General features: G+C 70.9%; 10 protein-coding genes. 9 read left to right on the forward strand and 1 reads right to left on the reverse strand.

The genetic code is table 11. The features are described 5' to 3' along the window. Positions 1-268 precede the first annotated feature (268 nt). Positions 269-4,237, reverse strand: a complete 3,969-nt coding sequence (gene eccCa / locus ACWDR0_RS25065) for a type VII secretion protein EccCa (protein ID WP_456354008.1) — start codon at positions 4,235-4,237, stop codon at positions 269-271. 186 nt (positions 4,238-4,423) lie between these two features. Between eccCa and eccD the strand changes: the two genes are divergently transcribed. From eccD to ACWDR0_RS25110, 9 genes are all read left to right on the forward strand, one after another. Continuing rightward, positions 4,424-5,830 carry a type VII secretion integral membrane protein EccD gene (gene eccD / locus ACWDR0_RS25070; RefSeq protein WP_456354009.1) on the forward strand — a complete coding sequence of 469 codons (1,407 nt, stop codon included), beginning with the start codon at positions 4,424-4,426 and terminating at the stop codon, positions 5,828-5,830. A 72-nt stretch (positions 5,831-5,902) separates the two neighbouring features. Further along, positions 5,903-7,369: a type VII secretion protein EccB gene (gene eccB, locus ACWDR0_RS25075; protein ID WP_456354010.1), complete on the forward strand. Its 1,467-nt coding sequence runs from the start codon at positions 5,903-5,905 to the stop codon at positions 7,367-7,369. A gap of 202 nt (positions 7,370-7,571) precedes the next feature. Further along, positions 7,572-7,943 carry a hypothetical protein gene (locus ACWDR0_RS25080; RefSeq protein ID WP_456354011.1) on the forward strand — a complete coding sequence of 124 codons (372 nt, stop codon included), beginning with the start codon at positions 7,572-7,574 and terminating at the stop codon, positions 7,941-7,943. Positions 7,944-8,007: 64 nt separating this feature from the next. After that, positions 8,008-8,331 carry a WXG100 family type VII secretion target gene (locus tag ACWDR0_RS25085; protein ID WP_456354012.1) on the forward strand — a complete coding sequence of 108 codons (324 nt, stop codon included), beginning with the start codon at positions 8,008-8,010 and terminating at the stop codon, positions 8,329-8,331. A gap of 78 nt (positions 8,332-8,409) precedes the next feature. After that, on the forward strand, positions 8,410-8,886 hold the full coding sequence (locus tag ACWDR0_RS25090) for a type VII secretion system-associated protein (protein WP_456354013.1): 477 nt from the start codon (positions 8,410-8,412) through the stop codon (positions 8,884-8,886). A 51-nt stretch (positions 8,887-8,937) separates the two neighbouring features. After that, positions 8,938-11,970, forward strand: coding sequence for an AAWKG family protein (locus ACWDR0_RS25095; RefSeq protein ID WP_456354014.1), 3,033 nt, complete (start codon positions 8,938-8,940; stop codon positions 11,968-11,970). An 82-nt stretch (positions 11,971-12,052) separates the two neighbouring features. After that, positions 12,053-12,568, forward strand: a complete 516-nt coding sequence (locus tag ACWDR0_RS25100) for a YbaB/EbfC family nucleoid-associated protein (protein ID WP_456354015.1) — start codon at positions 12,053-12,055, stop codon at positions 12,566-12,568. Next, complete coding sequence (locus tag ACWDR0_RS25105) at positions 12,565-12,882, forward strand: hypothetical protein (protein ID WP_456354016.1); 318 nt, start codon at positions 12,565-12,567, stop codon at positions 12,880-12,882. The genes ACWDR0_RS25100 and ACWDR0_RS25105 overlap by 4 nt, the downstream gene beginning before the upstream one ends. Before the next feature lie 3 nt (positions 12,883-12,885). Further along, on the forward strand, positions 12,886-13,100 hold a 215-nt coding region (locus ACWDR0_RS25110; RefSeq protein ID WP_456354017.1), incomplete at its 3' end, for a hypothetical protein.

Here is a 13,100-nt window from a genome sequence, read left to right on the forward strand (position 1 = left end):
ACCGGTACGGGAGCCGGCCCGGCGGCGGACGGCGTGGCCTCGGGCGGCGCGCTGGGTCGGACAGTGACGCCGGTGTCGGCAGCGGCTCCCGGGACCGGTCCCGGGACCGGTGCGGCCCGGCACCGGAGCCCGGCGCGGGCTGCCCGCCTGTACGGCCCCCGCACCGGACTCGTTCGCGGTTCCGCCCCGCCGGACCCGGTCCGCGGTTCCGCCCCACCGGCCCCGGGTCCTTCCGTCCGCCCCGCTGCACGCGGGGCGGACGGCGCGGCTACTCCGCTCCGGACTCCTCCGGCACCTCGTCGGGAAGGGCGAGCTGCATCATCCCCGGCTTGCGGCGGACCACGCTCTGGGCCCGGCCCGGCGGCAGGACGCGGGAGCGGACCCCGTCGACGACATGGCCCTCGGACGGCGGGCAGGACAGCAGCAGGACCGTGGAGTTGACCTCCTGGAGCTTGCGCACCAGCGGGTCCTGCCGGCCCGCGCCGGACGCGGCGCGGGCGACGACCAGATGCAGGCCGACCTCGTAGCCGAGCGCGAGATGCGTCAGCATCGGCTCGAAGGGGCTGTCGAAACCGGAACCGACCATCTCGTAGTCGTCGACGAGGACGAACAGCCGGGGGCCCTCCCACCAGTCCGCGCGCCGCATCCGCGCCGGGGAGATGTCCGCGCCGGGGGTGCGCTCGGACATCGCCCGGGCCACTCCGCTGACGTACTCCCGCAGCGGATCGGCGGAGACGGCGTGCCCCAGCCGGTACTCCTCGGGAATCGCGGCGATCAGCTCGCGCCGGAAGTCGGCGACCAGGAACCGCGCCTCGTCCGGGCTGTGCCGGGCCATGATCTGCTGGGCGACCAGCCGCAGCGCGCTGGTCTTGCCGCTCTCGGTGTCGCCCACCACATAGAGGTGCGGGCTCTGGGTGAAGTCGTGCCGGACGGGCTCCAGTTCGGCCTGGTCGATACCGATGGTGATCCGCAGCGGGTCGGGTCCCTGGGGGAGGTCCGCCACCGGCAGCCTGGTCGGCAGCATCCGTACGGGCGGTGCCGGGGGCGCGTCCCAGGCGTCCGAGACCGCTTCGACGAGATCGGCGATGGCGTCCGCCAGATCCTCGGCCCGCTCCTCGCCGTCGATCCGCGGCAGCGCCGCCAGGAAGTGCATCTTGTCCGTGTTCAGACCCCGGCCGGGGCTGACGGGCACGGTGGCCGCCTTGCGGACGTCGACCGAGGAGTCCATCGGATCGCCCATCCGCAGCTCCAGCTTGTTCCCGATCTGGTCCCGCAGCCACGACGGCACCTCCACCCACCGGGAGGTGCTGATGACGAGGTGGACGCCGTAGTTGAGACCGCGGGAGGCGATGCCCTGGAAGTGCTCCATATCGTCCGCCATATCGGTGCGGACGGTGGACCAGCCGTCGACGACGAGGAAGACATCGCCGAACGGCGAGTCCGGGAACTCGCCCCGCGCCCGCCGCTTGCGGAACGTGGCCATCGAGTCGATGCCGTTCTCCTGGAAGAAGACCTCCCGCCGGTTCAGCAGGGAGGTGACCTCCGCCAGGGTGCGGGCGATCCGCTCCCGGTCCAGCCGGCCCGACACGCCGCCGACATGCGGCAGCCCGGCGAGCGAGGACAGCGCGCCGCCGCCGAAGTCGAGGCAGTAGAACTGTGCCTCACGGGGCGTGTGGGTGAGCGCGAGGGAGCAGATCAGGGTACGCAGCAGGGTGCTCTTGCCGCTCTGCGGGCCGCCCGCGACGGCGAGATGGCCGCCCGCGCCGGACAGATCGACCACGAGGAGGTCCCGCACCTGTTCGAACGGCCGGTCCACCAGACCGACGGGCACCCGCAGCCGGCCGCGCTCCGGCCAGTCGGCGGCGGTGAGCCCGAGGTCCGGGTGCGGGGTCAGCGGCGGCAGCAGGGTGTCGAGGGCGGGCGGCGCGTCGAGCGGCGGCAGCCACACCTGATGGGCGGGCGGGCCGCTGCCCACGAGTTTGTCCAGGGCGAGTCCGAGGAGGCTCTCCTCGGTCTCCGGCTCGGTCTCGGGCTCCGGTTCCGGGGCCTCCGGCAGGACCCGCGGCACCACCCACTCGGTACCCCAGGGCACCACCTGGCGGTCGATCTGCGCCCGGCGGGCGCTGCCGCGCCGGGGCGCCTTGTAGGCGCCGGAGACGTACGCCGCCCGGAACCGGGTCAGCGCCTCCACCCCGCTCTTGAGATAGCCGCTGCCCGGCTGCGACGGCAGATGGTAGGCGTCGGGCACCCCGAGGACCCCGCGGGACTCGATGGCGGAGAAGGTCCGCAGGCCGATCCGGTACGACAGATGGCCCTCCAGCTGGCTCATCCGCCCCTCCTCCAGCCGCTGGGAGGCGAGCAGCAGATGCACCCCGAGGGACCGGCCGAGCCGGCCGATCATCACGAACAGCTCCATGAAGTCGCGGTGCGCGGCGAGCAGTTCGCTGAACTCGTCGACGACGACGAAGAGGCTCGGCAGCGGGGCGAGCGGGGTGCCAGCGGCCCTGGCCCGCTCGTACTCCAGGACCGAGGCGTAGTTGCCGGCCTTGCGCAGCAGTTCCTGGCGGCGGACGAGTTCGCCGTGGAGAGCGTCCTGCATCCGGCCGACCAGCGCCACCTCGTCGGCGAGGTTGGTGATGACGGCGGAGGTGTGCGGCAGTTCGTCCATGCCGAGGAAGGTCGCGCCGCCCTTGAAGTCGACCAGGACGAAGTTGAGCGTCTCCGAGGAGTGGGTGAGCGCCAGCCCCAGGACGAGGGTGCGCAGCAGTTCGCTCTTGCCGGAGCCGGTGGCCCCGATCAGCATGCCGTGCGGGCCCATGCCGCCCTGGGCGGACTCCTTGATGTCCAGCTCGACGGGAGTGCCGTCCTCGCCGACCGCGATCGGCACCCGCAGCCGTCCCCGGCCCTCCACGGGGAACCGCCACAGCCGTTCCGGTTCATGGCGGCGGAGATCCGCGATGCCCAGCAGCGCGGTCAGCTCCGTCTCGGTGACGAACGGCTCGGAAGCGGTGACCCCGCCGCCCAGGCGGTACGGTGCGAGCCGCCGCGCCAGCGCCTGCGACGCGACCGGGCCCAGGGTGTCGGGCGCACCCAGCCGGGTCGACTGTTCTTTGCGGTCGCGATCGGTTCGGACGAGATGCAGGCCCTCCTCGTCGAGCCGTAGCCGCAGCGTGCCCCGGCCCGACTTCCACTCCAGCGCGCCGGTCAGGTCGACCAGTACGGTGTTGCGGTAGCCGGGGCCCGTCACCCGGTGCCCGCCGGGTATCGAACCGCCGTCGACGACGACGAGCGTGAAGGGCTCCTCGCGGCCCGGCGGGGTGTCCGGATCGAACGGCGGACGCTGGGTGAAGTCGGCCCCCAGCAGCTCCTCCAGGGACTGGAAGTCGGCCGCGGCGAGCCGGGCCTGGCCGGCCCCGTCCCGCTGGTAGCCGTGCTGCGCGTGCGGCAGCCACTTGAGCCATTCCCACTCGGCGCGCCGCTCGTCGGACACGCAGAGCGCGACGTTCAGCTCCTCCGGCGCGTGGAAGGCGGCGAGCTGCGCCAGCAGGGCCCGCACCAGGCCCCGGGCCCGCTCCTCGTCGCCCGTGACCAGCACCCGGGACCAGGCCCGCAGATAGAGCGCGATGGGCTGCTCCGGGACGGTGCCGTAGGCCCGGATGAAACTGCGCAGGGCGTGCGCCGACAGCGGCTCCAGATCCTCCACCGGCCGGGTCGCCAGCGGTGCCAGCCGCAGGGCGAGCTTCTGCTCGCCGACCGCGACCCGCACCTCGCTGAAGTCCTCGTCGGTCGCCCGGCGCTCCCACTGGCGGCTGGTGCCGCCCAGCGCCCAGAGCGCGGCCGGCTCCGGATGCCGCCAGGCCAGCGCCTTCTGCTGCTCCCCGACGGTGACCCGGATCTTGCGGCGCATCTGTGTCAGATAGCGCAGATAGTCCCGCCGGTCACCCTTGAGTTTGCGTTTGCGTTCACTCGCGCTGCGGATCACCTGGGCCAGGATCATCACCACGGACGAGAGCAGCATCAGCCCGATGGCGACATAGCTGAAGACCGTGGCCTGATTGGGTCTCAGGAACATCATCAGCATCCCGAGCGAGGTGAGACCCATCGGCAGATAGGTCCACATCGCCGAGGTGTTGGATTCCGCTTCCGGCAGCGTCGGGGGCTCCTGGAGACTCAGCTCCCCCTCGGGCATGTCGGGGCCGCGGCGGCGCGCGGGCCGACGGAACAGCACGGTGCTCACGCTGGATATCTCCTCGGGTTCTCACGTCCCGGTCGCGGCCGCGCACCCGTGAACCGGGCCGGGCCGTCACGGCGCGGTCGGCCGCCGCCGGGGCCAATGGGGCCCTGTGACCTGACGTGTTGACCAAGGTAGTGTGCGCTACCTCCCCTTCGGTACCCCGGCCCCTCGGATAGGTGCGGCATTCGCATGACGGAAACTTCGGGCATATCGAGCCCTGGTCTGTGCCGGCTGACGGTGAAGACCCCCCGGAGACTGCTCGACCTCGCGGTCCCCGGCGACGTCCCCCTGGCCGACCTGCTGCCGACCCTGCTCGACCACGCGGGCGAGGAACTCGCCGAGCAGGGCATCGAGCACGGCGGCTGGGTGCTCCAGCGCCTCGGCGAGGACCCCCTCGACGAGGAGAGCACCCCGGAGGCGCTTGGCCTGCGCGACGGCGAGACCCTGCATCTGCGTCCCCGCGCGGAGACCCTGCCCGCGATCCACTTCGACGACCTCGTCGACGGCGTCGCCAGCAGCATGCTGGACCGGCCCCACGGCTGGGACGCCCGCAGCGGCCGCCGGCTGCTGCTCGGCACCGCCGTACTGCTGCTCGCCGCCGGCTGGCTGGTCTGCGCCCTGCCCGGCGGCCCGCTCACCACCCGGGCCGCCGTCGCCGCGGTCACCGGACTGCTGGTGCTCTTCGGTGCCGCCGCGGCCTCCCGGGCCGTCGGCGACGCGGCCGCCGGCGCCGCCCTCGGAGTCTTCGTACCCCCGTATCTCGCCCTGGCCGGAGCGCTGCTGACGGCCGGTGACACCGAAGGCGGCGGACTGCTCACCGGCCCCGGACTCCTCGCCGCGGCGGCCGCCGCCGCGGGCGGCTCCGTCCTCGCGGTCGCCGCCGTCGCCGCCTACGTACCCCTGCTGCTCTCGTTGGCAGTGCTCGCCCTCGGCGGCGCCGTCTGGGGCGGCCTGATGCTCGCCCTCGACACCGGCACCGGCCCCGCCGCGGCCCCCGTCGCGGTGGTCGCCGTCATCCTCGGCGGACTGGTCCCCGGCATCTCCTTCCGCCTCTCCGGCCTGCGGCTTCCCGTCCTCCCCAACAACGCCGAGGAACTCCAGGAGGGAATCGACCCGCACCCCCACGGCCATGTCGTGACCCGCACCGGCCTGGCCGAGGAGTGGATGACCGCCCTGTACGCGGCCATCGGCCTGCTGCTCGCCGGAGTCCTCACCGCGCTCCTCGCCGACGATTCCGGCACCGCCGCCCGGGTCACCGCCGCGGTCATCTGCCTGCTGCTCCTGCTCCACTCCCGCGGTATCGGCCACGCCTGGCAGCGCCCGGCCGTGGTCCTGCCCGGGCTCTACGGTCTGGCCCTGATGGCCCTGACCGTCGCCCCCGACCTCGCCCCCGAGCGGCGTCCCGTCCTGGTCGCCCTGCTGCTCGCCCTCACCGGCGCCGCGGCCATCGCCTCCTGGACCGTGCCCGGCCGCCGGATGCTGCCCCACTGGGGCCGCGCCGGGGACATCCTCCACACCTGCGCGGCGGTCGCCCTGATCCCGCTGGCGCTCTGGGTGCTCGGTGTGTACGGCCGTCTGCGCGGTATCTCCGGCTGACCCCGGCCACGGCCGCGGCGGCCCCGGCCGCACCATCCACCAACCACCGGATCAGGGCGGAGGAACCACCCAGTGCAGTCCAGAAAAGACCAGGTCCAGGCGCATATGTTCGTCATGGGCCGGCTCACCGGCGGAATGCTCCGCCAGGACCCCGACGCCCCCGAAACCCCGGCCGGCCGCACCAACCGCGGCCTGGCCTGGGGCATCGGCCTCGCCGTCGTCCTTGTTCTCGGCTTCCTGCTCTACGGACTCATCGCACCCGCGGGCAACAAGAGCTGGCGCACCTCGAACGCGCTGATCGTCCAGAAGGACACCGGCACCCGCTACCTCTACCTCGACGGTGTGCTCCGCCCGGTGCACAACTACGCCTCCGCCAGGCTCCTCGCCGAGAAGACCCCCACCACGGTCAGCGTCTCGGCGGCCTCCCTGCGCGGCGAACGGCGCGGCACCCCCGTCGGCATCCCCGGCGCCCCGGACTCCCTGCCCGCCGCCGGTGACCTGGAACGCGGCGCCTGGCAGGTCTGCGCCGAAGAACCCCTGCGCACCGGGCCCGACGGCACCGGACGCCAGACCCGCACCTCCCTCCGCCTCGGCGCCCCCGCCGACGGCGAGGTCCCCGGCCGCAAGCAGGCCCTGCTGGTCCGCGCCGACGACGGCACCCGCCATATCCTCTGGGGCGACCAGCGCCTCCGGATCGGCGGCCACGGCGCACTCCAGGCCCTCGGCTACTCCGGCACCACCCCCGTCCCCGTCTCGGCCGCCTTCCTCAGCAGCCTCCCCGCCGGAGCCGACCTGGTGGCCCCCGAGATCGACGGCCGCGGCACCCCGTCCGGCCGGATCGGCACCGCCCCGGCCCGCACCGGCCAGGTCTTCCGCCTCGAATCGCCCGGCGCCACCGGCCAGTACTTCCTGCTGGAGAAGGCCGGACTGCGCCCGGTCAGCCCCCTCGCCGCCGCCCTCGTCCTGGGCGACGCCCGCACCGCCGCCAAGGCCTACCCCGGCGCCCGGCCCACCGCCCTGCCCCTGACCGCCGACGCACTGACCCAGCGTCAGGCCCCGGCGGGCAAGACCGTCCAGGACCCGGCCGACTGGCCGAACACCACCCCGCCGGCCGTCCGGGCCGCCTCCGGCGCTGCGCTCTGCGCCCAGATCACCCCCGAGGGCACCACCCCCCGGGTACGGCTCGCCCTGCTCCCCGCGGCCCAGGCCCCGGCACCCCCGGCCAGGGGTCCCGAGATCGCCCCCGCCTGCCTTCCGGTCGACGGCATCACCGTCAAGGGCGGCCGCGGCGCCCTGGTCGCCGCCCTCGGCGCGGGCGGCGGAGTCCGCGGCACCACGACCTATCTGGTCACCGACGTCGGGGTGAAATACCGCATCGGCGAAGGCGCCGCGGCCCAGCGCCTCGGCGTCAAGGGGGCACCGGTTCAGGCCGTGCCGTCACGGCTCCTCGACATGCTGCCCACCGGCCCCGACCTGGATATCGCCGCCGCCACCGGCGCCGCCGATGGTCGAGTTTCAGCCAATCGGTCCTGCCGGTAAACCACCTGACTTCCCAGCACATCCTCTGGGGCGCCACACCCTTCCGATCAGGTCGGCACGACATGACGGAAGATCAGAGAAAGCTCAAGAAAACCACCCGATCATTGCCCGCTCCATCCATCGCTCCCTAGCATCAGCCGCGTTCGGCGCGGGTTGATCGCGCCGCCTCCACGGCCTCTCCTCATTGACCCAAGGACACGCCATGACCACTCCCGGCCCCGGGAACCTCCAGACTTCCAGCCAGCACTCCAACCAGCTGGGCCACAACGCGCTCCAGCAGGCCGAGACCGGTATCAAGCGCTCCCAGCAGGACGTCCGCACCACGATGGACGGCCTGATCAGGGCCTACGGCGGCAAGGACGGCGGCGCCTTCCAGAACCTGCTCAACGAGTGGAGCGGCCAGGTCGACCAGATCACCGCCCGGATGCGGGAGATGATGGACGCCCTCCAGCGCACCGGCCTCGCCCAGAACCGCACCCAGAGCGAGATCGAAGAGCTGATCTCGGCGGCGAAGTCCCAGCACGCCCAGCTCGGCGACAGCGCCTACGGCGCTCTGATGGGCCGCAAGAGCTGACCCGGCTCCGCCTTCCTTCTCTTCCCCTCCGCTCCACCCACCCGGACCACCTGGAGACCACCCCGTGTCCTTCAACAGTCACCTCAACGACGGCGTCATCCACGTCGAGTACAACTCCGTCCATATGGCGGCGGAGGACATGCGCATGCAGACCAAGGCCATCCAGAACACGGTCGTCGCGCTCAACTCGGAGCTGGACGTGCTGCGCGCCGCCTGGCAGGGCATGGACGCCGCCACGTACGACGAGAAGCAGGCCGCCTGGAACGCCGCGTCCAACGGCCTGGCGGACATCCTCACCAAGCACAGCTCGCTGCTGGAGCAGATCGTCGAGATCTACCGGAAGCACGAGAACAAGGCCGCGGGCGACTGGGGCTCGATCCGCGTCTGAGGCGTGCCGCCGGGCGCCGCGGATTTGTCCCGGGGCGCCCTTCCCGCCGTGCCGTCCCCGTTGTGAGAGAGAGCGGACATGAGCAGCAAGGACCATCCCCTCAGCCATCTGAGCCCGGAGAACCTCCGTAAGTTCAGGGATGACAAGGAGGGCGGGGTGGAGAAGTTCATCAAGGACATCACGACCCTGATGACCGCCCCCGTTGACCCCGACGGCGAGGGCACGGTGAACGCCATGCCGGGCATGGCCCGGCAGAACGGGACGGTCAGCTACGTCGCGCACCCTCTGGTACTCGGGAGCCTGGGCGCGGCCCAGAAGGGCGACGCGGTTACCGCGGAACCTCTGACGGGGTACTACAAGGCGGCGGCCGGGACGCTGGCCGATATCGAGCAGCAGCAGAAGACGCTCTTCGACACCATCAAGCAGAGTCTGCTGATCACCATCACCACAATGGAGTCGGCCCAGGACTCCAGCCTGGACGAGGTGGATTCCCGCAAGTTTCTCGACGACTGGATGAACGTCGGCAAGGGACTCGTCCCGCCGAAGTCCGTCTGACCTCCCAACGCGTCTCCCCACACCACCGATCTCACCGAAGGACTCGTCTGCATGGCCGCCAATGCTCTCTGGGAGGACGTCGTCCGACCGATCACCGGGTACGACGCCGGAAAGCGCGAGGACGTCGGCAAGATCGGCGGGACCGTGGACAACAACAGTGCCTTGGGGCACGGCTGGGTGACTCCGAAGATCGAAAAGCTGGATCTGTACTACCTCGCCCAGAACGAGCAGACGAAGAACCCCGAGTACAAGCCGGACCGGACGATCAGCTTCTACGACGACGCCTCGTCGGGGAACACCATCACGTCCTTCTACCGGGTGACACTGAGTGTCCCGTGGAGCGGTGGTGTGGGTGGTGCGGACTTCAGTAATGACGGTGTGGCGGGGAAGTACGACTGGGCGCAGGGGAAGGCGCTTGAGCAACTGGTGGCCAAAGGTTCGTCCGACAACTTCGATTTCAACGGAAAGCCGACCGGGGTACCGAACAGCGTCAAGATCGACTCTTTCATCGAGAACGCCAGGGCCTTCGATGCGGTCCAGCAGTTTTTCGTCGGCAAGGAGCCGCTGCTGGCGGCCTGGTTGAAGGCGCTCGGTGACGAGGATGCCGCCTGGAGGGGAACCAGCGCCGATGCTTTCCGGGAACTGATCGACGGGGTGCATCTCGGCTACAAGAACCTCGTCACGATCCTGTCGGCCGAGGGCGCGACGGCCAGCACGATGACATATGTGCCTTCCTATCTGCCGAAATCCATCCCCGGGAAGACGTTCGTCGACGCCGCCAACAAGCTCCACGAGGTGGCTGGAAAGCTCAAGGACGCGTGGTCGGCGTGGGTGAACAACTCACGCGGCGGCTGGCTGCCGACCCATCACCTCGACTACTGGCTCGACCAGGTCGCGAAGCATCTGAACGAACGCAATATCGCCCGCACCGAGCTCCAGGCGTACAGCAGTACGGTCGGCTGGGGAAGCAGCTTCGGCCGGGAGACGAGGATCGTCGGGACCAAGAGTGGTGACTTCTCCATCTATCTGGATCCCTTCGGGGACCTGCGAACCGAGCAGGCCTGGCGCATCCTCGGCCAGGAGGCATACAAATCCTGGGTGGCCGGCACCGGCGGCGCGGAAGGCCCGATCGGCCTCAAGGAACTTGATGACAAGGCCGGTCCGCTGGCGATCGAGCTGAACAACGCGCTCGCCGAGTTCGCGCTCGCCACTTCGTCCTTCTCCTTCAGCACCGGTTTCACCGATCTGAAGTCCCGCTTCAACGAGCGCGAGGCCGAGCGCAAGGCCGCGGACGCGCAGCGGGAGGCCGATCGGCAGAAGGAGGAGATGGAGAAGAAGAAGGAGGAGATGGAGAAGGGGCTCGGTGGTGGCGGTCAGCCGCCACCCGGGCTCGGACCCGGCGGAATCGGTGGAATCGGTGGGAACAACGGTTCCAAGGGGCCCGGAACCGGTCTCCCCGGGGGTCTGAAGCCCCCGCCCGGTCTGGACCCCAACAACCCCGCGAACAAGGGACCCGGGACCGGCCTCCCGGGGGGCCTGAAGCCCCCGCCCGGCCTCGACCTCAACGGGCCCGGCGGTGACAAGAACGTTGTCCGCAACCCCGACGGCTCGGTCTCCGTGCGCAACCCGGACGGTTCGTACACCACGACCTACCCGGACGGCCGCAAGGAGACCACCCCGCCCGGCGTCATCCCGCCCGGCCTGGGGCTCAACCCGGGCGGCCTCCCCGGCAGCGGCACCCCGCCCGTGCCGCTGAAGACGGTCAAGGGTCCCGACGGCTCCACCACCTCGTACAACCAGGACGGCTCGCGGACCATCACGCACAAGGACGGTGCCAGTACCACCATCGGCCGGGACGGTACGGTGACCACCGTGAACCCGGGCGGGTCCACCACCGTGCTGCACCGCGACGGCAGCCAGTCGGTCACCTACCCCGACGGTACGAAGACCACCTACAAGCCCGACGGCAGTTCGGTCACGCAGTACAAGAACGGGACCGTCGTGCAGCGGGCGGCCGACGGCACGCTGACCACCACGGACGCCGAGGGCAACAAGACGGTCGACCGGCCGAAGCCGGGCGAGACCGTGAAGAACCCGGACGGCTCCACCACCACGTACAACAAGGACGGCTCGGCCACCACCGTCCACGCCAACGGCATCAAGACCACCGTCGGCGCCGACGGGACCATCACCACGACCGACCCCGACGGTACGAAGACGGTCTCCCGGCTGGGGCAGAACACCTCGACCATCCAGTACGCGGACGGTTCGGTGGCCAAGGTGGAGAAGGACGGCACGGTCGTCACCACCTACAAGGACGGCAGCAGCACCCGGCTCGGCCCCGACGGCACGTACACCACGACCGACGCGGACGGCAAGAAGACCACCGAGCACCTCAACCCGCTGGGCGGCAAGGCCGGTGCGATCACCTCGCACAATGTGGACGGCTCCACCACCACCCGGTACCCGGACGGCACGGTCGACCAGGAGTACAAGGACGGCCGCCGCAAGATCACCTATCCGGACGGCCGTACGGTCACCACCGACGCCGACGGCCGCACGGTCAGCGTCACCGGGGGCAAGGGCTCGTCCGGGCTCGGCTCCAACGGGAGCGGTGGCTTCGACTATCTGGACCGAGAGCGGAAGAAGTCCCCGTGGGTGCCGAACCTCTACACCGGAGGTTCGGGCGGCGGCAGTCAGGGCTCGGGCGGCCCCCCGCCGCCCCCGCCCCTCAACCCCAACACCATCGGCAACAGCTTCGTGCCTCCGGGCAGCAACCTTGCCGGCGGCGGTGGCGCCGGATCCGCAGGCGCCGGTGGTGGCAGCGGGCGCTCGATGGCGGTCAACGATACGACCGCCAGCCGAGTCCGCCCGAACACGACGGGCGACGAGAACGTGGTCCGCCGCCCCGCCACCACCTCGGGAATGATGCCGATGATGCCGCCCCCCATGGGTGGAATGGGCGGAATGGGCGGCGGTCAGGGCGGCCAGAGCGAGGAGCGCGAGCGCGCGACCTGGGTCAGCGAGGACGAAGACGTCTGGGGCACCGACGAAGGCGGCGTCGCCGGAGTGATCGGCCGCTGACACCCGCCGCCCGGCCCGGCGGCACCGGGCCCCCGAGTACGACATTCGCCCGCGGGCGACGAGCAGCACGGATGGACACGACATGAGCAATCCCCTGGAAGAACAGCTGGCCGAGGCCCTCGCGGAATTCGAGGAGACCCGTACCCAACTGGAGCGGGCCGCGGCGGAGGCCGGGCGGATCTCCGTGACCGTGACGTCGAAGGACCGCGCGGTGGAGGCGACCGTCGGCGCGCAGGGCGAGCTGAAGAACCTCCGGTTTCCCACCTCGCGCTACCGCAATATGGCCCCCGCGGAGCTGGCCGGGGCGCTGATGGCCACCATCGCCCAGGCCCGTACCGAGGCGGCGTCCCAACTGCTCGATCTCTACCGCCCCTTCGGCCCTGTCCCCGGGCTGTCGGCCGGTGCCGAGGGCGGTTTCGCGCCCATGGCCTGGGACGAACTCCTCGCTCCGCTGCGCGAGGAGGGCATCGAGGTCTCCTCGACCCCGGCCGGCTCCCGCTCGACGGGCGCGCTCTTCGACGAGCTGATCGACGACGAATCCGATGACGGCGGCACCACGGGCGCCACCGGCGGCACCTGGGAAGGAGCGGGCCGATGAGCGGCGTCGACATGGACCCGGAGAAGGTCGGCAAGGCCGGGGCGTCCCTGGAGGAAGCGGGCGAGAAGCTCAAGGTCATGGGTGAGGAGTACGTCGACAAGATCAGCACCTATCGGGGGTGCTGGGGGACGGGCGAGTTCGGGGAAGCCTTCGAGAAGAAGTACTACCAGGGGGTCACTCCGCTGGTGGACGGCGTCAAGACGCTTGGTGAGGCCACCGCGGGAAGCGGGAAGAGCCTCGGCGGGCACGGGAAGAAGATGAGCGGTACCCAGGACGACATCACCGATCACATCAACGGGTCGAAGAAGAGTTGATTCTTGACCATTCACTTTCCTCCTGAGTGTGCCTGGCTGTTCGCGATTCTGACGGGTGAGGTTCCGCCGGATGGTGATGAGGACAAGCTGTTTGCGCTGGCCGAGGTGCACAACGATCTGCATGGGCAGCTGAATACGACGTTTCAGGCGATGGTGGCCGATGCGTTGGGCTATACGAAGCAGAACTTCGACGGTGACGCGGCGAAGATGTACCAGGA

The sequence above is a fragment of the Streptomyces sp. NPDC003691 genome, from assembly GCF_053981115.1.

Bases quoted from the DNA above. Each gene is read 5' to 3' on its own strand.
- eccD (WP_456354009.1), top strand. From the start codon at position 4,424: ATGACGGAAACTTCGGGCATATCGAGCCCTGGTCTGTGCCGGCTGACG.
- ACWDR0_RS25095 (WP_456354014.1), top strand. From the start codon at position 8,938: ATGGCCGCCAATGCTCTCTGGGAGGACGTCGTCCGACCGATCACCGGG.
- ACWDR0_RS25080 (WP_456354011.1), top strand. From the start codon at position 7,572: ATGACCACTCCCGGCCCCGGGAACCTCCAGACTTCCAGCCAGCACTCC.
- ACWDR0_RS25090 (WP_456354013.1), top strand. From the start codon at position 8,410: ATGAGCAGCAAGGACCATCCCCTCAGCCATCTGAGCCCGGAGAACCTC.
- ACWDR0_RS25100 (WP_456354015.1), top strand. From the start codon at position 12,053: ATGAGCAATCCCCTGGAAGAACAGCTGGCCGAGGCCCTCGCGGAATTC.
- ACWDR0_RS25105 (WP_456354016.1), top strand. From the start codon at position 12,565: ATGAGCGGCGTCGACATGGACCCGGAGAAGGTCGGCAAGGCCGGGGCG.